Origin of the sequence: Hydrogenobaculum sp. Y04AAS1 (genome assembly GCF_000020785.1) — a bacterium.
Classification (GTDB): domain Bacteria; phylum Aquificota; class Aquificia; order Aquificales; family Aquificaceae; genus Hydrogenobaculum.
Window position 1 is genome coordinate 867,454 of the sequence record NC_011126.1, and the last position, 19,173, is coordinate 886,626.

A 19,173-nucleotide genomic window follows, 5' to 3' on the forward strand; every position below is an offset into this window, starting at 1 on the left:
ACGGAGGGAGGGTTTATTTATACAAACTTGATAATTTTAATAAAAGCCTAAAAACGTTGGTGTTGTATCTCATGTGAAGTCTTTTTAGATTGTAAAGGTTATCACCTCTTTTTATATGACCAGAATCCACGCTAAAAGCTAACTTATATCCAGCCTCTTTCACAGCATCCATTATCCTTTCATCGTAATCCCCGTATGGATAGCAAAAAGTTTTTATCTCTACGTCAAGCTTATCTTCTAGTATTTTTTTAGATAGCTCTACTTCTTGTTTTAGGCTTTTAGTATCAAGATGAGTAAGAGGCATATGAGTGATCGTATGAGAACCAATCTCAAAACCCTCTTTTAGGGCAGACTTTATATCTTCCCACGAGGCTATCGGTTTTTTGACATTTAATCTATCTGCATCCCATTTGTTGTATTCCCCTACAAGACCAACCGGCACAAATACAATCGCTTTAAAATCATATTTTTTAAGTATAGGTAAGGCGTTTTCAAAAATATCTTTGTAAGCATCATCAAAGGTTATACATACGTTTTTCTTTAAATCTTTACCTTTTACAAAATCTACAATTTCATCGGAAGTGATACTTTTAAAACCTAAAACTTTTAAGATTTTAATTTGTTTTTCAAAAAGCCTTGGGTTTGTATACAAGCTTTTCAGCAAAGCTTCCTTTGGTGGTATTCCTACGCTGTGATACATCAACGCTTTTATACTCATATAATATATATCTTTAAAAAGTAATATATTGCCAAAAAATACCCTACTATATTTATGAAAAGCCTGATATACTTTCTCTCTATTTTTTGAGATATCAAAGAAGACATCAATCCACCAACGGCAAAGCCTATCATCATAAGTATAGCATAGTGCCATTCTACTTTCCCGTATGCAATAAACAAAAACGCAGCGCTTAAGTTTATCAAAAAAGCCAACGTATTTTTTATCGTATTTGCTATATGTATATCATCAATGCCAATAGCTGTAATACTTCCAAGCATCACTATACCCATACCGGCACCAAAGTATCCGCCGTAAATAGCAGTTATAAGCTGTATTAAAAATACGTATCTAGCTTTTATACGAGAAGTAAATCTTGATATTTTTGGCCCAAAACTAAACAATATCGCAGCAAACAGTATAAGAAAAGGGACTATGAAGTTAAAAGTTTTTTGAGGTGTATACAAAAGCAAAAAACCACCCAATATACCACCTATCAAAGACGGTATGAAAAGCTTTTTGATATTAGGCAAGGCATCTTTAAAATAGCTTTTATAACCTATCGCTCCAAGCAGTGAACCAGTCCACAGAGCAACGGTGTTTGTTGTGTTTGATAGCTTTGAAGATAAGCCAAGTTCTATAAGCGTAGGAAAGCTTATTAAAGTACCCCCACCTGCTACAGCATTGATACCACCGGCAAACAAAGATGAAAAAAATGCTAAAGCGTAATGTATCATTTTTTCGGTTTATAAGTACCGGCTCTATATTCTATAAAAAAGTTCCAATTTGGAAATTGTTTTGGCAATTGTAATATGTTGTATACCATAACGCCTGTAAATATACGCTCAAACCAAGAAGACAAAGGCCATCCAAAATGTATGTTGAAAACTTTATCTTTATACTGATTGTTTATATCCTCTAAAAGTTTTTTAGAGCTATAGCCTATCCCCCAAAAAGCATTTACTGGCAATATAAAATGGCTTTTAAAAAGTTTTTTAGGTGGCCTTTTTTGTCTCAGAAAGAAAAATGTTATATATATCATATTTTCACCTATCTCGTATACATTTTCAGAAGGTCTTCTAAAATATATATGAATTGGCTTATCTTTCGACAAAGAACCTATATAATCTAATACATCAGCATATTTATCTATCTGGGCCATCTTTTCTTCTTCTTCGGTGGTTTTAATACGAGTTACAATATTTCCAGCTATGATGAAAAATAACACCACAGACGTCCACATAAGAGTACCGTAAGGCTTGTGAATGACTATATAAATAAATGTTGATAAAAACACTATAAATAGTATTAAATTTCTAAATATACCAGTTCTGTATTCTTTGGTTTGTGCGCTTCCTCTTATAACTTTATAAAGTATTATAGTACCTGTGTTTATAACAAACGTTGCTATAAGCCCTATGGCGTACATATCGGCAACTATATCTTGGTTTCCCTGAGTGATTAGCACTATAAATGAGAAAAATACGCTCATAAAGATTATGATGCGGTGATGAGCGTGAAACTTGTTGGTGGTAGATATCCAATAAGCTTTATGATTATCAGCCATTGTAGATATTAATTCTGTAGCACCTACCAAGGCAGTATTTACAGCAAAAGCAAGGGTCAAGGAAGCAAGTATAACAACCGCTATAGCCATTATATTTGTTCCCACTAGTTTAGAGTAGTAAGTTATAAGATCATCCACATGATCCAATGGATTTTCTACCTTTGCCAAAGCTAATGTGCCTATTAAAGGTGTAAATATCCCTACTGTTAACCCAAGCATAATATAAGCTTTATATATAGTTTTCCAATTTTCCACCAACTTGTGGGTTTGAAGCACGGATTCTATACCAGAGTAAGCCAAAATCGTTGATCCAAATCCAATGGATATAAGTTCTATAGTCTTTACAGGATCTAAAGTTAAGAAATCTTCCGAAAGTGTTGTTTTATAAGATGTTACAGCTCTATGAATTTGAGTATGGTCTAACTGAGATATACCTAAAAAAGCCAAAATTGAAAGCACGTAAGCTGTTATCCCAAACAAAACGTATGTTACTTTTGCATTTTCTCTTGCCCCTACGAGATTTAAACCCGCTATCAACCATATTATCAGAAGCTCTAAACCAAGCTTAAATATAAGTGGCCAATGAAAAAAAAAGTTTAAATTCTCCACAGCACTTATTGAAGAAATAACAGCTGTATTTACATAGTCTACTATAATAGAGCCTGCCGCTATAAAAGACGCTGTAGCACCAAATACAAAATAGGAAAAGCTATAGACCCCTCCTCCTTTTATCTTGTTGTTTTCAAGTATCTCAGCTATTTCGGTCATGGTAAGAGAGTATAAAAATATCAATAGCGATGTGAGCGAAAGATATGTAATGGACTTATAACCTATAAATCTAAAAGCCTCACCAGGTGCATAAAATATGCTGGTGAGCTCGTCCATCATGGTAATAACCGCAACTCCGGCGAAACCTAACCATAATTTACCTTTTTTAGTGTAATAAAGATATTCTCTTTTTCTTGTAAGAAAAAACAAGACCAAACTGACAAATAAAACTGCCAACGATACCGCCACTATCCTCATATTTGCCCCTTCTATTTCTTAAACACATCCATAAATATTAGTAAGCCTATAAGTATCGTCTCCGTTATAACACCAAAAATAAACTGAGAACTGCTTATGTATGGTTTTAATATTACTATTAAAAGCCCATAAACTATAGCTATTATAGTAACTACTCTTGGATTTGAAAGTTTTTTTAAAAAATTCATAATATTATTTTAGCACCGTCAAAGGCAGCTATAGTTTTTACATTTGTTTTATCTTCTATTTCTTTTGCCACATTCTCTGGACCAGCCTCAATCATGTCTGAAGCAAAATGAGTGATAATAGCCATTTTTGGTTTTACTATATTTATTATCTCAATGACATCATCTTTACAAAGATGGTCTATATTTTGCTTTTGTCTATAAAAAGTCGTATTTAAAATAAGCACTTCTACATTTTTTGGATAATACTCTACTATATGCGGTTCAAACTTTGCACATGGATGATATGCTATTATATCGTTAAAAACGATACCATACGTTATGGCACCATGGTGAGTATGCTTTTTCAATATATCCACTTTTAAGTCTTTCCACATATAGCTAGCCTTCTCTTTGAAAATAAAATGTTTATCAATTTTTTTGAGTATAAAATCTAATATAACTTTTGTGTTTCCATAAAAAGCATCTTCTGGTGCACCTATTGCTAATTGTTTATTGGATTCTTTTGTACCTACTTTAGCAGACTCAACCATCGTATTTATATCCGCCGAATGGTCTAAGTGAATATGAGAAAGGATAAATATATCCATATCCCAAGGTTTAAAACCAAGAGATAAAATATTTAAGAAGGCTCCAGGACCAGGGTCTATGTGAGCTGTTGTGTTTCTGGCTTTTATGATAAAACCACCTGATTTTCTTATATATTTAAAAGTAGAAACACGGCCCCCGGCCGTGCCTACAAAATATATTTCTATAAAAAATCTCCTTTCTGAGATATCATTCTTCTATTACTTCTGTAGATATAGCACCGCTTGGGCACTCATCCGTTACTTCTAAAACCGCATCTTGAAGCTCTGGCGGTACATCTGATTTAACAACTTCAGCTATACCGTCTCCGCGGTTTTTATATATCTCTGGAACCCTATCATAGCACACCTCACAGGCTGTGCATAGATCAGGGTCAACTATGGTTTTGACAATTTTTTCCATAACGAAATACCTCCTTAAAAATAGTCTTATTATAATATAACAATCTGTTAATTTTTGCTACCTTTTTAATCATGATAATGCATCAGCAATAACTTTACCTATAAAAGCTGGATTTTCTATCACAGTCACATTAGCTTCCTTCAAAGCCTTCATTTTAGATTCAGCTGTTCCCTTGCCACCGCTTATAATAGCGCCAGCATGCCCCATGCGTTTACCTGGCGGAGCCGTAATACCGGCTATATAAGCAAATACCGGTTTTTTAACGTTAGAGGCTATATATTCGGCTGCCTCTTCTTCTGATGTGCCGCCTATCTCGCCTATCATGAGTATAGCTTTTGTCTCTTGGTCTTCGTTAAACATAGCCACCACATCTTTGTGCGATAAACCATGTACTGGATCTCCTCCTATACCTATGGCGCTTGATTGGCCTATATTTAGGTTTGAAAGCTGAAAAGCCGCTTCGTAAGTCAAGGTACCACTTCTTGAGACTATACCAACGTTACCTTTTTTGAAAATATGCCCTGGCATAATCCCTACTTTTGCCTCTTGGGGTGTAATAGCCCCAGGACAATTTGGACCTATTAGCTTTGTATTGGGATAATTTTTCTTAAGATAGTATTTTACAGGTATCATATCTTTTACTGGTATACCTTCTGTTATACATATTATAAGCTCAATACCAGCATCTGCTGCTTCTACTATAGCATCTGCTGCAAAAGGTGGTGGGACAAAGATCAAAGAGCAGTTAGCTCCGGTGTTTTTCACCGCATTTTCTACCGTGTTAAAAACTGGTATACCTTCTACCTCTATACCTTCTTTGCCTGGGGTTACTCCAGCTACTACTTGTGTGCCATAGTTTTTACATTGTATAGCATGGAAAGAACCTTCTTTACCAGTTATACCTTGAACTACCACTTTTGTATTTTTATTCACCAATATAGACATACAAAACCTCCTTTATTGTGCAAGTTTTATAGCTTTCTGAGCGCCGTCCCACATATCTACAGCACTCTCAAAGTTTAAGCCAGATTCTTTTAAGAGTTTTCTTCCTTCTTCTACGTTTGTGCCCTCTAACCTTACCACTACAGGGATTTTTATATTGACGATCTTTGCCGCTTCTATAAGTCCATTGGCCAATCTATCACATCTTAGTATCCCGCCAAATATATTTATAAAAACTGCTTTTACATTTTCATCGGATGTGAGTATCCTAAAAGCGTTGGCTATTTGCTCCACAGAAGCACCACCTCCTACATCAAGGAAGTTTGCAGGTGCCCCACCAGCCAATTTAATAATATCCATAGTAGTCATGGCAAGCCCAGCTCCATTTACCATACATCCTATATTACCCTCAAGCTTTATATAATTTAAACCGTATTTTTTGGCTTCCACTTCAAGCGGGTCTATTTGAGTGATATCTTCAAGCTCTTCTATATCTTTGTGTCTAAAAGCTGCATTATCATCTATTTCTACCTTTGCATCCAAAAGCACTATATCTCCGTCTTTTGTAAGTACAAGAGGATTTATCTCTAACAAAGAAGCATCCAAATCCATATAAGCTTGATATAGCTTTGAAACTATTTTACCAAACAAAGATGGATTTAAACCAAGTGCAAAAGAGAGTTTTCTAGTCTGATAAGGCATTATACCAAGAACTGGGTCCACATACTCTTTTATTATTGCATCTGGTTTTTCTTTAGATAACTCCTCTATCTCCATACCACCTTCTTTAGAAGCCATTATAAGTATCTTTGAATTCGACCTATCTAATGTAATGCTAAGATAAAACTCTTTTTCTATAGGGGTTGCTTTTTCTATTAAAAGCCTTGAAACCACTTTTCCATTTGGACATTGAACCGTTTTTAAGATTTTACCAAGTATAGCTTCTGAAAACGCTTCCAGTTCTTCATCGGATTTTACTATCTTTACTCCACCAGCTTTTCCTCTGGCGCCACAATGAATCTGGGCTTTTACCACCAATGGATAACCTCCCAAAGCCTGAGCTGCTTCTTTTGCTTCTTTAACGTTAAAAGCAGCATACCCTTCTGGCACTGGTAAGCCATATTTCTTGAGCAATTCCTTAGATTGATGCTCATGTAATTTCATAGAAAACCTCCAGCTAAGATTAAACTAATATTATATCAGAGGTTATATTTTGATTTTAACAAAGTTTTGATTTAATTTGATTAAAGAAGTTTTTATATACTTTAAATATCGATTTTGAATAAATTATTTATTCTTTATATAAAGTTGAAAGATCCGTATGCCCCCGCTAAAAGCAAGGGCATAGGATTTTATATCACTTAAGATAAAACGCGAACGTTTTTTGCCCTTGGACCTTTTGAATCTTGGTCTACCTCAAATTCAACTCTTTGCCCCTGAACCAAAGTTTTGAAACCTTGTCTATTTGGGTCGATTGCTGAGAAATGAACGAAAACGTCGCCTTGGTTATCATCCCTTGTGAGGAATCCATAACCTTTTTCTTTGCTGAACCACTTAACTGTGCCTGTGATGCCCATGGAACTAAAACCTCCTAAAGTTTGAGACTCTGGGATACTTGAATTGTTATATTCAAATATACCTTAATCTCTTGCTTTTAATAATAACATATTTTTATATTTTGTCAATATGATTTTTATCTTCTTGGCTTTGCATTCTTAAAGCTTTTAGAACATTATCTTTTACCTCTACAACGCCGTGAAACATTCCATCTTCCGATAAAAGTTTATATACGCCGTCTTTTGCTTCATATTTTATTACTTTACCATGCTTTAAACGCCTAACGATATCATCTTTTAATAGTAAAGACGGTATAAAATAAAGACCATCTTCAATAGAATAAATCTTACCTACGCTTTCATTGCCAAATTTACCTACGGCGGTACGCTTTATAATAAGCGTAGTAGCACCCACTTTTAGAGTATCTCCTATATCGTTTATCAACGTCCTTATGTAAGTCCCCGTTGAAACAACAGCTTTTGTATAAAACTCAGGTATGTTGCATTCTAAAAGCTCAATACTGTAAACATTCACCGTTATAGGTTTTAGCTCTATGCTTTGGACTTGGTTTTTTCTTGCTAATTTGTAAGCTTTTTTACCGTTTATCTTTTTAGCGGAGTAGATGGGGGGTATTTGGGTTATTTTGCCTTTGAATTTTTCAATGGTGCTTTTTAGCTCTTCACAGGTTATATTTACATCTTCTATTTTCTGAATAACATTTCCTGAGATATCCTGGGTGTCTGTTTTTATACCAAGCATACCTTTTGTCTCGTAAATTTTTGGGAGCACATTGAAGTATTGCGTATACTTGGTGGCTTGCCCAAGAGCTATTATCATTATACCTTCTGCTTCTAAATCAAGCGTACCAGTATGTCCTGCTTTTGTATTTAGGCTTTTAGATATATCAAGCACAAATTTTGAAGATGATATACCAACCGGCTTATAGCCTATATAAAAACCATCCATCTAACTTAAGAAATCTTTTAAATGTCTTTTTAAAGCAAAACTTCTTAGTTTTTTAATAGCTCTTGTTTCTAACTGCCTTACCCTTTCCCTTGAAATACCCAAAGCATCTCCTATCTCTCTCAGCGTTAGAGGTTCATTGCCGTTTAGACCATACCTTAGCTCAAGGACTTTTCTTTCCTTCTCCGGAAGTTTACTGATTATATCGTGCAATTCCTTTTCCAATACATCTTTTATAACACCCTCTTCTATCTCGTCTGTGTCAGATATGCTAAGAAGGTCAACAAAAAGAGTATCTGGATTATCCCCCACAGGCGTATCCAAAGAAAGAGGTGTTTTACATATCTGAAGACATTTTTTTACATCCTCTTCAGTTACGGTATATTTATGCTCTTGGGTCATCGATTGCTCTAGCTCCTCTTCCGTAGGCGCAAAACCGGTTTCTTTTTTAAACTCTCTAATAATATTCTTTTTGTTTATATAATCTGCTATTTCTTTATAAGTAGGTTCTCTTTCAAGCTCTTTTAAAAGCTCATTGTAAGCAAGACCCACTGCACTTATAAGATGAGAGTGCTTTACAGGTATTCTCACAGCTCCGGTTTGTTGAGACAAAGCTTGCATTATAGCTTGTCTTACCCACCATACAGCATAAGATATAAATTTTACGTTTTTATCTGGATCAAACCTCGTAGCCGCTTCTAAAAGACCCAAGTTTCCAGCCGCTATTAACTCAGACAAAGGTATGCCATACCCCATATACTGCTTTGCTACGCTTACCACAAATCTTAGGTTTGCTTCTACTAAAGCTTTTAAGGCTTCCTTATCACCAGCTTTCGCTCTTTTGGCAAATTCTTTTTCTTCTTGAGGCGTTAAAAGCTTTACACTAGAGACTCGCTTCATATATTGATTGATAATCTCTTGTTCACTATCAGAATACATAATAAACCCCTTATGTATGTTTCACCTTGTTTGTATACTTACGTAAAATCTTTGCCCATCCCTTGCCACCAAAAACAACACATATCCAGATTTTACATATTGAGATACAAGCGATTTAAAATCATTTACAGAGTTCACAGGATGGTTGTTTACCATTAGTATCACGTCTCCAGGCTGAAGAGAACTAGCTGCTGGACTGTTTGGGCCTACGCTTACCACATAAACACCACCGCCGTAAGTTTGCATCTGTTGTGGAGTTAGGTTTGCTACAGATATGCCAAGGTCTGTGGTAGTTTGAGTTTCACTAACAGACGTTGGGTTTGTAGGCATTTTCCCTATAGTTACTTTTAAGTCCATGGGCTTTCCATTTCTTATTATGTGAAATGTGAGAGTAGTACCAGGTTTTGTCTCCATCACTTTAAATTGCAGCTGTTGTATAGTGCTTATATTTTCGTTGTCTATACCTACTATAACATCACCCACTTTTATACCAGCTTTATCTGCAGGGCCATTTGGCATAACTTGAACTACCACAGCACCGTTTTGAACTTTTAGAGCTTTTGCTAAGCTTGGCGTAACTTGTTGTATCATCACACCTATCCATCCCCTTGTAACAGAACCATGTTTTATAATTTGAGAAGATACCCATTTTGCTAAATTTATAGGGATGGCAAAGCCAAGACCTTGACCGCCTTCTACCATAGCAGAGTTTATACCTATTACCTGGCCTTGTATATTTACAAGAGGCCCGCCGCTGTTGCCTGGGTTTATAGCAGCATCCGTTTGTATGTAATTTTCATATTGAGTTAAACCTATACTCCTATGTAAAGCAGATATAACCCCCATCGTCACAGTCCTATCTAGGCCATAAGGATTACCTATAGCTAGCACGATTTGGCCCACTTGGAGTGTATCTGAATTACCAAGCGTTGCCACTCTTGAATCTGGATCTTTTATCCCCTTTGCACTAACTTCTAATACTGCCAAATCTGTTTTTGGATCTGCACCTAATACTTTAGCTTGATGCTGTTCATTTTTTCCAAAATTCACCACTACGCTTTTGCTATGAGCTATAACATGGTTGTTTGTAAGTATAAAAAACGTATCGTTTTGCTTGTTGTATTCAAATATAACACCGGACCCAAGAGCCTTTGTTTCTTGTGGTATCGAAGGTGTTGGAAGGTCAAAACCAGGTATTTGTGGAAAAAGCGGTACGTTTACCTCTTGGGTAGAAAATATCGTTACCACAGAAGGAGAGACTCTTTTTACAATCTGCACAAGTTCATCTTGCATCTGTGCCAATACTGGTACATTTAATTTGAGTTGGTACTGGCTAGACGGTTGCTGAGTCGAGGTAGCTTGTTCTACTCTACTTTTCTTCACACAGGAGTTTGTGAAAAACAAAAGGGCAAATACAGATAATATTGCAAAAATTTTTCTCATGTCTTCACACCTCTATTAAAAATGATAACACAACAAAAGAAGGATTTTCTATTTTTAATAATGTATCCTTTATCTGTGATTTACTAATGAAATAATTGCTATATTTTTTCTTTGGTTTGCCAGTCTTATTAATAAACTTAAGTAATTCAAGCTTTGTAAAATCAAGATAGTATACTCTTTTTTCAAATACTTTTATATTTTTTGATTTTAAAAGCTCAAAAACTCTATTCTCATCTGGAAATTCGTATATCCAATTTTCTAAACTCCCCCTTACCGGCAAAGAGCAAGCTACATATTTTTTTGATACCCTAATCATCTCTTTTATAGATAGCTCTGTGTTGCATAAATGCAAAGCAAAATTGCTAATTACCATATCAAAGCTCTCATCTTTAAAAGGTAGTTCTTCAGCGCTTCCTACAAAGAAGTTTTTATGACAAGTTTTTAGGCTTTTATCAATATCAATAGCCATACATCTATTTAGGTGTTTAGTCAAAAATCCAGTCCCAGCTCCTACATCAAGAGCATTTTCGTATTCTAAATGTTTTATAATTTCTAAAAGGTTATCTGCCGCTTGTTTTTGTACAACGGCATATTTTTCGTATAAGGTTTTATTCATTTATAATTTTTAAAATAATATCCGACAACTCTTCATCTGTCATAAAAGAAATTTTTAGGTTTGTATTATCAAAAAATGTTTTTATCTTTTGTTTTATCTCATCAAAGTAAGAAAATTTAAGGTAGCTTTCTAAATCCTTGATGGCACTTGGTGGTGTGGCAAAAAAGTCTCCATTTATAATTATATATTCTAAAAGCCTTTTAGATTTATCTATTTTAAAACTTATTTTAAAAGTCCCTGCTTTGGTACGTATGGTTTTTGTGCTTATAAGCTTATCTGCAATCTCATTTTCAAATATCCATTCTTTTGAGTTTAATTTGTTAGAAATCTCATCTAAAAGTTTAATCTCTTCTTGTGTTAAATCTTCTTGTTCTAAACCAAACTCTTCAAATTCTTTTTCTATGGCTTTTGCAATATCTTCAAAAGATGGAGCATAACCAAGTTCTTGCTTTAAAGATGTAACTCTTTCTTTGGCAGAAGATATATTTTTGTCTTGGAGCTTTTCGTAAGGTATTTTTAACAAAGAGGCCATTTTGTCTGGATCAAAATCTATAAGTATAGTACCTTGATACAAAAAAGCCCCATCTTGTAGAACACCGCCAGTACCAGATATTTTTTTGGAGTTTATCTCGATGTCGTTTCTTGGTCTATATTTGGCGTTTAGACCAAAACTTGACAAAGCCTTTGCCACTTTTTCACACATGTATTGAGAAAGCTCTTCGTAATTTTTTATATTAAAGTCCTTTAAAGAGGCTACTATTTCCCATCCTATTTGAGCTTTGTTAAAATATATAGCACCGCCCCCTGTTCTTCTTCTTCCTATATCTATGTTTAGAGACTCACAAAGCTCTAAATTTACCTCATCATAGGGATTTTGATGATAACCTATGAGTACACATTCTGGATCAAAGCTTAAAAATCTAAGCGTATTTGGTATTTTGTTTTGGGCTTTTAAAGAAAGTAAAACAGAGTCAAGAGCCATATGGTAATACCAAGGTTTATTAAAAGTGTACAAAACCCTCATTTCTTGATAGATTCAAGCTCTCTGGCAGCTGCCATTAAAATCGCCTCCGCCACTACCTGGTTGTTTACTGTGGCAGTACCTTTCATTTTTGATATGGTTTTTTTAAGAGATATGGTTTCAAGTTCCATTATAAGCTGGTCTCCTGGGTATACTGGCCTTTTAAACCTCGCTTCATCTATACCGGCAAACACCACCGCATATTTTCCTATTTCAAGCCCAAGACTTTTTATCATCAATATTCCGCCCACTTGGGCCATAGCCTCAAGCATAAGAACTCCCGGCATCAAAGGATAACCTGGAAAATGCCCTTGGAAAAAAGGTTCGTTCACACTCACGTTTTTAAGTCCAACTATACGTTTTCCAAGCTCCATCTCCAATATCTTATCCACCAATAGAAGCGGATATCTGTGTGGTATTATCTTCATAATTTCTAAGACATCCATATCTTGCCTCCAATTAAATTAGATATTTTATTATATAATATTTTTATGGTTAGAGAAGAAGCTGTAGCTGGACTTTTTTATCCGGGGGATAAGGATATACTTTTACAAGCCATAAACTTGGTATGTGAAAACGAGGTTATCCAAGATGTAGATGCAAAAGGTGTCATAGTACCACATGCTGGTTATATATACTCTGGGCATACGGCTTGTAGTGTTTATAAAAGACTAAAACCAAAGAAAAACATCATAATGATGGGGCCAAACCACACCGGCCAAGGCCCAGTAATATCAATAGACAGCTCGGATGCCTGGAAAACGCCCCTTGGGGAAGTACCTATAAACAAAGAACTACGAGACAAGATAGCCTCTTTTGGTATAGAGATAGAACCCAAAGCCCATATAAAAGAGCATTCTTTAGAAGTACAACTTCCTTTTTTACAGGTGTATTTTAAAGATTTTACTATAGTACCTATGATATTGGGGTTTTTAGATTATGAGACTATAGTAAAATTTGGTAAATTCTTATCGTCTTTTGTAGATGATGATACCCTCATATTAGTTAGCTCTGATATGTCTCACTATATATCCCAAGAAGAGGCCCAGAAAAAAGATAGCTTTCTTTACGATACTATATCAAGGTTAGATTCCAAAGAGCTCTACAGAAGAGCTATCCAATACAACATCACAATGTGCGGGTTTATACCGGCAGCAGTGGCCATAGAAGCCCTAAAGGATAAAGTGAAAAAAGCTTATGCGGTGGAATATACAAATTCTGGTATGGTCACAAAAGATTTTGAAAAAGTAGTGGCATACCTTGGTGTTATCTTTGAATGAAAATAGCCACCATAGGCTTTTCTGGAAGTGGTAAATCCTACATTGCATCCATTTTAGAAGGTCTTGGCTTTTATTGGCTGCGCTCAGACGCCATTAGAAAATCTTTGTTTGGAAGCTTTTACGATGAAGAAACCACCAAAAAAGTCTACGAAGAGCTTATAAAAAGGGCAAAAGAGCACAAAGATGCCATTTTGGATGCAACGTTTCTTAAAAAATGGCAAAGAAAACTCGTTGTAGATAACTTCCCCGATGAGTATTATTTTATTTTAATAAAAGCCGATGAAAACATCATAAAACAAAGGCTTCAAACGAGAAAAGATATATCTGATGCAGATTTTAATATCTATCTTATGCAAAAAGCCTCTTTTGAACCCCCAGACGAGATTCCACCAGATAGACTAATAAGCGTTGAAAACAATGGAAAAGAAGACATAAGCTTACTTTTAAAAAGCTTAATAAATAAAATAAAAGCTTGAATATATTAAATCTTTCAATGCATCCGTTCGTAATATTTATAACTTGTCAATTGTTAACATTTTTGTAAACATATTTACAATCAGTGCAAAATAGCATTTCAGTAATTCCCAGAAATATCAACAATTTTGTAGATGGTATAAAATTTGCTATACCATATTTAGAAAACTTTTTAGGAGGTAGCTTATGAAGAAGGTTGAGGCTATCATCAAGCCTTTTAAGCTTGATGAAGTCAAGGATGCACTGGTGGAGATAGGCATCGGTGGTATGACTATCACCGAGGTGAAGGGCTTTGGCCAGCAAAAAGGCAAAACGGAAATCTACAGGGCCACCGAGTACGTTATTGATTTTCTACCAAAGATCAAGATAGAAACGGTGGTCAAAGATTCCGAAGTGGAAAAGGTGGTACAGACCATCCTAAAATCTGCCCAGACTGGTAAGGTGGGCGATGGAAAGATTTTTATCTACAACGTAGAGGAAACGGTAAGAATAAGGACCGGTGAAAGAGGAGAAAGCGCCATATGAAAACTTTTAAAGGAGGTATAGATATGCTTAAAAAAGTCGGGTTAGGTTTTCTGCTTCTTACAGGAAGCGCTTTTGCCGATACGGCGCCAAAGCTAAACCACGGTGATACAGCGTGGATGCTGGTAGCAAGCTCTTTGGTTATGCTTATGACCATACCAGGCTTGGCGTTTTTCTACGGTGGTATGGCAAAGAAAAAAGATCTTTTAAACACCATAGCCCTTAGTTTTATGGCTTATGCTATAACAAGTGTCATATGGGTACTTTACGCTTACTCTCTTGCCTTCGGTGCAGATGTGCACGGTATCATCGGTAATTTGCAATATCTTTTTATGAACGGAGTGACATCTAACACGATTCATCCATCTACCAATATACCTGAGTTTATATACGCTGGATTTCAATTAGCTTTTGCTGCTATAGCTGTGGCTTTGATAAGTGGTTCTTTGATAGAAAGGCTAAAGTTTAGTGCATGGCTTGTGATAGTGCCTCTTTGTATTTCATTTGTGTATGTTCCTGTGGCTCACTGGGTATGGGGAGGTGGATGGTTAGCTAAGCTTGGAGCTGTTGATTTTGCAGGTGGTATCGTTATCCATATAACTGCTGGTTTTGGTGGTCTTGCCGGTGCTCTTGTGCTTGGTAAACGTAAAAATACACAGCTTGTGCCAAACAACGTAGCTTATACTGTGCTTGGGGCTGGTCTTCTTTGGTTTGGATGGTTTGGTTTTAACGCTGGTTCAGAAGTGGCAGCTGATGGCATAGCTTCAAGTGCATGGCTTGTAACAAACACAGCCGGAGCCATAGCGGCTATATCCTGGATGATAACAGAATGGAAGATCCACGGAAAACCCACAACGCTCGGTATAGCCTCTGGTGCCATAGCAGGTTTGGCTGGTATAACCCCTGCTTCTGGTTATGTAAACATCATGGGTGCTATGGTTATAGGTATATTGGCTGGTGTATTGCCTGTGCTTGCGGTATCTTGGCTAAAACCAAAGCTTGGTTACGATGACGCTCTTGATGTATTTGGAGTGCATGGTGTAGCAAGTTTCTTCGGTGTTATTTTAACTGGTGTGTTTGCAGATCCATCTATAAACCCTTCTGAAAAAGGTATTTTGTACGGAAATTCTCATCTTCTTATAGCCCAAATAATAGCATCTATATCTACTATGATTTACGCTTTTGTGGTAAGCTTTGTTATCTTTAAAATAGTAGATATAACGATGGGTATAAGGATAAGAAAAGAAGAGGAGATAGAAGGCTTAGACTCAGTAGCTCATGGTGAAACAGCTTACAACTAACATTTTAAGGAAGTTTATTATATGAAAAACTTTAAAACTTACAAACAAAATTACAAACGCTTTTTCATGACCTTGGCCATCCTATCCCTCCCCCTCTCCTTCAGGGGGGCTTATGCCTTCCAACTAGATGAAGGGGCTTTTGGTAAGCTAAATATAGATGGTGCTGTAAGTGGCTACTACCTTTACTCAAATAACGTACCTCCAAATTCTACTCCTCCTCCTAATGGAGATAAGAAAAATCGTTACGATATATCAAATGCCCTTGTAAATATATCAAAACCAGACGGTGTAGTAAGGTTTACTATAGTAGCTGGTGCTTACGCTTTTCCTACAGTAGGTGAAACCACAGCCAAAACTACCCAAAGCGGATATAACACAGATCTATACTCTGCTTTGCCCATAGCTTACTTGGAGTTTGATCCAAATTCAAGCGTATCTATAAAAGCTGGTAAGCTTCCTACGATGATAGGCTACGAGTCAGCGTTTACCTATCAAAACATAGATATCCAAAGAAGCATACTTTGGGGTATGCAACCTGTAGTAAGTAGAGGTATTAGGTTTACTTACACAAAAGGTATCTTTACAGGTAATATTGAACTAAACGATGGTTTTTACTCTGAGAAAAAACTAGCTGTAGAAGGCTCTTTTAGTTTGGCTCCAAATCAAAACTCCTCTATAAGCTTTAACTTTATATATCCAGATAAAAGCACAAAACCAAACCCAACAGCCAGTCCTGCCAACAAACAAGAGTATGAGCTAACTGGCTCTTATACAGTATCTAAATTTACATTTGCCTTTGATTCTATGTATGTACATGTGCCTACCGAGACAGATCCATCGGTAAGTACTCAATCAAACCACGCTTTTGGTATAGCTGGTTATGCCACTTACAATATAAACGATGCATGGTCTTTGAATGCAAGGGCCGAGTATGACGAGGAAGGGACTTCTGGCACCGATATAATGGGCTTTGGTCTTGGAGCTCACGCTTATTCTATCACTATAACACCAGAATACAAGTATAAGCAATTTTTCATAAGACCTGAAGTATCTTATGTCCACATTACAAACGTAGCCTCAGCTTACTATTACACCTCACCATCTGATACTACACCTACAAAAAATACTCAAATAAGACTTGGTTTAGAAGCTGGATTTGTATTTTAAAAAACATGGGTAAATGAGTGAGGGAGTAAAAGATGGACTTTTTTGAAGGTATGGAAATTAAGTCTTACCTTCAGCCCATCTTTTCTTTTAAAACCCAAGATTTGGTTGGTTTTGAAGCTCTTTGTAGAGGCTTTAAAAATGACAACATGATAATCGTTGTTTAAACTTGCAAAAAGATAATATTTCTTGATTATTTATATCATCAAATTTATGATATATATTATTGTATTTTTTAAAGCGTTATGTTAAATTATATATAACGGAAGATTAAAGTACTTTAAAGTAGATTTAGGAGGAAAAAACAATGAAGTACAAAGTAGGTAGTATTTTGCTTTTTAGTGGGTTATGTATATTAAGCCATAACGCCGATGCGATCTTGCTAAAAGCTTCAAACTATGAGTTTGCACAAGTGGGCTTGAAAATGGAAATATGGGCTCAGCAAGATGGTGCTACCTACACAAACGATCATAGTTCCACAAATTTCTCAGTAGCTCAAACACGTGTTTACTTTACAGGCCAGATAAACCCAATAGTACAGTTTGGTGCAGATTTAGATTTTGCCGACAACAACACTTTAAAAGCCGATGGTACAGCCAGGACTCATCAAGGTGTACTCTACACAATGGTAAGGGATGCTTTTATAAACTTTCATTTTAACAAAAGCGCTAATATCATGACAGGCTTATTTCTAAATCCATGGTCAAGATATGAGCTTGAATACACATGGAGTTTTTATATACCTACGGAAAACTTCATACCAGAGATAGGAACAATAAGCAACGATATAACCAGCAAGCTTGCCCCAGCAATAAGCCAGAACAAAAAAATGTTTATTACACCTTTGGCAAGCTTCAATATAGGAGGAGATAGTGAGTTTTTAAGCGCCCTTAGAGATATGGGAGTTGTATATTGGGGAAGTGTTGGTAAAGATGCAATGCTAAAGTATTATGCTTTTATAGGAAACGGTAAATATGACTATCAAGATGGATACAACAGCAAAAGCAATTTAAAGTATGGATTTAGATTGGAATTTACACCCACAATGCTTGGATATAAAGGAGAACCAGGCTATGTAGACCAAGATACTTACCTTGGAAAAAGAAATACGCTTACCTTTGGTTTTGGCTATCAACAACAAAAGATAGATTGCTCAGGTACATGGCCCCAGCAAAACAATATATGTGATGGTCAAACCTCTTCCACAATAGCAAAAGCTTATACATTTGATGTGCTTTGGGAACAAAAGTTTAGTGATTTTGTACCAAACTTCCAAGCAGCATGGCTTGATCAAAAGGATTTGGGATATGCAAAAGCAGGTAGCGCAGTAGCTCAACCAGAAGTAAAAGGATATTATCTTCAAACACAGCTTTTATACGACAGATATGTAAGTATAGGTAAACCAGCCATAGCTCTTAGATACGAACAAGACGAAGATAAAAACTACTATGTAAATTCAAATAACACAGGTTTTACAGATGCAAAGATAGGGCTTTTTAGTGCTGCTTTTGATTATTACATATCTGGTTTAAATGCAAATGTAGGCTTAGAGGCCACAAGGGTAGTCCCAGATGCCAACTTAATAGGTGCTACTGCAGGTAGTTATTCTTTAAAATCTTTTTGGGACTATACGGTAGCTTTGAGGACGGTATTTTAATATAAAATATTGCTATGATAGAAATTAAAGGTGATATCTTTATAAACAAAGACGGTGAAGGCTTTTTTGGACAAGGAAGATATAAGCTTTTAAAGCTTATAGACAAATACGGTTCTATATCAAAAGCTGCAAAAGAGATGAAGATGAGCTATAAAGCAGCTTGGGACCATATACAGTCTATCAATAACCTATCAGAAGAGCCTGTTGTTTATACAAAAGCTGGTGGTAAAGATGGTGGGCAAACTATACTTACACCATACGGCAAAAGGCTCCTTAAGCATTATGAGCGTATTCAAGAAGAATATCAAAAGTTTTTGGAGCTTTTAAAAGAAGAAGAGTTAGAAAGTTTATACGTTATAAGGAGATTAGATATGAAATTGTCAGCAAGGAATCAGCTTCTTGGAAAAGTAAGCACTGTAGAAAGAGGCCAAGCGGTTTCAGAGGTTGTGATCTCAATAAGAAACGGCGCTACAATAAAGTCTGTAATAACTACAGAAGCAGTAGATACCCTAGATTTAAAACCTGGTAAAGACGTGGTGGCTATTGTAAAGTCCTCTGATGTTATACTGGGAGTAGGGAAGGAGGTTGAAAAACTATATCCATTGAGCGTAAGAAACATCCTAAAAGGTACCGTCAAACAGATAGTGGAATCTGATGTAAATAGCATGGTAAAAGTAGATATAGGAGCTGAGCTTACCATTAGCTCTGTAATCACTACAGAGTCTTTGAAAGAGCTTGGTATAAAAGAGGGCTCTTCGGTTTATGTCATAATAAAAGCCTCAAATGTGATGATTTATGTAATTTAGGA

At 35.9% G+C, this 19,173-nt stretch carries 23 protein-coding genes; 8 read left to right on the forward strand and 15 right to left on the reverse strand.

Going from position 1 to position 19,173, the window contains the following annotated elements; all coding sequences use genetic code 11:
* Positions 1-13 precede the first annotated feature (13 nt).
* From HY04AAS1_RS04645 to fabZ, 15 genes are all read right to left on the reverse strand, one after another.
* Positions 14-718: a polysaccharide deacetylase family protein gene (locus HY04AAS1_RS04645; RefSeq protein WP_012513961.1), complete on the reverse strand. Its 705-nt coding sequence runs from the start codon at positions 716-718 to the stop codon at positions 14-16.
* Positions 715-1,455, reverse strand: a complete 741-nt coding sequence (locus HY04AAS1_RS04650; RefSeq protein WP_012513962.1) for a sulfite exporter TauE/SafE family protein — start codon at positions 1,453-1,455, stop codon at positions 715-717. Before HY04AAS1_RS04650 ends, HY04AAS1_RS04645 begins: the two co-directional genes overlap by 4 nt.
* A complete protein-coding gene (locus tag HY04AAS1_RS04655) occupies positions 1,452-3,311 on the reverse strand; it encodes an APC family permease (protein WP_012513963.1) in 1,860 nt (619 codons plus the stop codon). Before HY04AAS1_RS04655 ends, HY04AAS1_RS04650 begins: the two co-directional genes overlap by 4 nt.
* Before the next feature lie 11 nt (positions 3,312-3,322).
* Entirely contained in the window at positions 3,323-3,499 is a 177-nt protein-coding gene (locus tag HY04AAS1_RS04660) for a hypothetical protein (RefSeq protein WP_012513964.1), read from the reverse strand.
* Positions 3,496-4,272 carry an MBL fold metallo-hydrolase gene (locus HY04AAS1_RS04665; protein ID WP_012513965.1) on the reverse strand — a complete coding sequence of 259 codons (777 nt, stop codon included), beginning with the start codon at positions 4,270-4,272 and terminating at the stop codon, positions 3,496-3,498. The genes HY04AAS1_RS04660 and HY04AAS1_RS04665 overlap by 4 nt, the downstream gene beginning before the upstream one ends.
* Position 4,273: 1 nt before the next feature.
* Positions 4,274-4,486: a ferredoxin gene (locus HY04AAS1_RS04670; protein WP_012513966.1), complete on the reverse strand. Its 213-nt coding sequence runs from the start codon at positions 4,484-4,486 to the stop codon at positions 4,274-4,276.
* Between the two features lie 69 nt (positions 4,487-4,555).
* Positions 4,556-5,431, reverse strand: coding sequence for a succinate--CoA ligase subunit alpha (gene sucD, locus HY04AAS1_RS04675; protein ID WP_012513967.1), 876 nt, complete (start codon positions 5,429-5,431; stop codon positions 4,556-4,558).
* Positions 5,432-5,443: 12 nt separating this feature from the next.
* Complete coding sequence (gene sucC, locus HY04AAS1_RS04680; protein ID WP_012513968.1) at positions 5,444-6,592, reverse strand: ADP-forming succinate--CoA ligase subunit beta; 1,149 nt, start codon at positions 6,590-6,592, stop codon at positions 5,444-5,446.
* 197 nt (positions 6,593-6,789) lie between these two features.
* Entirely contained in the window at positions 6,790-7,005 is a 216-nt protein-coding gene (locus HY04AAS1_RS04685; RefSeq protein WP_012513969.1) for a cold-shock protein, read from the reverse strand.
* A 94-nt stretch (positions 7,006-7,099) separates the two neighbouring features.
* A complete protein-coding gene (gene truB / locus HY04AAS1_RS04690) occupies positions 7,100-7,951 on the reverse strand; it encodes a tRNA pseudouridine(55) synthase TruB (RefSeq protein ID WP_012513970.1) in 852 nt (283 codons plus the stop codon).
* Positions 7,952-8,887 carry an RNA polymerase sigma factor RpoD/SigA gene (locus tag HY04AAS1_RS04695; RefSeq protein ID WP_012513971.1) on the reverse strand — a complete coding sequence of 312 codons (936 nt, stop codon included), beginning with the start codon at positions 8,885-8,887 and terminating at the stop codon, positions 7,952-7,954.
* A 21-nt stretch (positions 8,888-8,908) separates the two neighbouring features.
* Complete coding sequence (locus tag HY04AAS1_RS04700; protein ID WP_012513972.1) at positions 8,909-10,330, reverse strand: Do family serine endopeptidase; 1,422 nt, start codon at positions 10,328-10,330, stop codon at positions 8,909-8,911.
* 4 nt (positions 10,331-10,334) lie between these two features.
* Positions 10,335-10,946, reverse strand: coding sequence for a class I SAM-dependent methyltransferase (locus HY04AAS1_RS04705; RefSeq protein ID WP_012513973.1), 612 nt, complete (start codon positions 10,944-10,946; stop codon positions 10,335-10,337).
* The gene (locus HY04AAS1_RS04710; protein ID WP_012513974.1) at positions 10,939-11,970 is read right to left on the reverse strand and encodes a biotin/lipoate A/B protein ligase family protein; all 1,032 of its coding nucleotides are present in this window, start codon (positions 11,968-11,970) and stop codon (positions 10,939-10,941) included. Before HY04AAS1_RS04710 ends, HY04AAS1_RS04705 begins: the two co-directional genes overlap by 8 nt.
* Entirely contained in the window at positions 11,967-12,413 is a 447-nt protein-coding gene (gene fabZ / locus HY04AAS1_RS04715) for a 3-hydroxyacyl-ACP dehydratase FabZ (protein ID WP_012513975.1), read from the reverse strand. The genes HY04AAS1_RS04710 and fabZ overlap by 4 nt, the downstream gene beginning before the upstream one ends.
* A 45-nt stretch (positions 12,414-12,458) precedes the next feature.
* Between fabZ and amrB the strand changes: the two genes are divergently transcribed.
* The 8 genes from amrB (at position 12,459) to HY04AAS1_RS04750 (ending at position 19,171) form a co-directional block, all read left to right on the forward strand.
* Complete coding sequence (amrB, locus tag HY04AAS1_RS04720; RefSeq protein ID WP_012513976.1) at positions 12,459-13,247, forward strand: AmmeMemoRadiSam system protein B; 789 nt, start codon at positions 12,459-12,461, stop codon at positions 13,245-13,247.
* Positions 13,244-13,723, forward strand: a complete 480-nt coding sequence (locus HY04AAS1_RS04725; protein WP_012513977.1) for an AAA family ATPase — start codon at positions 13,244-13,246, stop codon at positions 13,721-13,723. The genes amrB and HY04AAS1_RS04725 overlap by 4 nt, the downstream gene beginning before the upstream one ends.
* Positions 13,724-13,907: 184 nt before the next feature.
* Positions 13,908-14,246, forward strand: a complete 339-nt coding sequence (locus HY04AAS1_RS04730; RefSeq protein ID WP_012513978.1) for a P-II family nitrogen regulator — start codon at positions 13,908-13,910, stop codon at positions 14,244-14,246.
* A complete protein-coding gene (locus HY04AAS1_RS04735) occupies positions 14,243-15,544 on the forward strand; it encodes an ammonium transporter (protein WP_012513979.1) in 1,302 nt (433 codons plus the stop codon). Before HY04AAS1_RS04730 ends, HY04AAS1_RS04735 begins: the two co-directional genes overlap by 4 nt.
* 21 nt (positions 15,545-15,565) lie before the next feature.
* Entirely contained in the window at positions 15,566-16,711 is a 1,146-nt protein-coding gene (locus HY04AAS1_RS04740; RefSeq protein WP_012513980.1) for an outer membrane beta-barrel protein, read from the forward strand.
* Between the two features lie 32 nt (positions 16,712-16,743).
* On the forward strand, positions 16,744-16,875 hold the full coding sequence (locus tag HY04AAS1_RS08425) for an EAL domain-containing protein (protein WP_012513981.1): 132 nt from the start codon (positions 16,744-16,746) through the stop codon (positions 16,873-16,875).
* Between the two features lie 140 nt (positions 16,876-17,015).
* A complete protein-coding gene (locus tag HY04AAS1_RS04745; RefSeq protein ID WP_012513982.1) occupies positions 17,016-18,365 on the forward strand; it encodes a hypothetical protein in 1,350 nt (449 codons plus the stop codon).
* Between the two features lie 14 nt (positions 18,366-18,379).
* Complete coding sequence (locus HY04AAS1_RS04750) at positions 18,380-19,171, forward strand: TOBE domain-containing protein (protein ID WP_012513983.1); 792 nt, start codon at positions 18,380-18,382, stop codon at positions 19,169-19,171.
* The last annotated feature ends 2 nt before the right edge of the window (positions 19,172-19,173 follow it).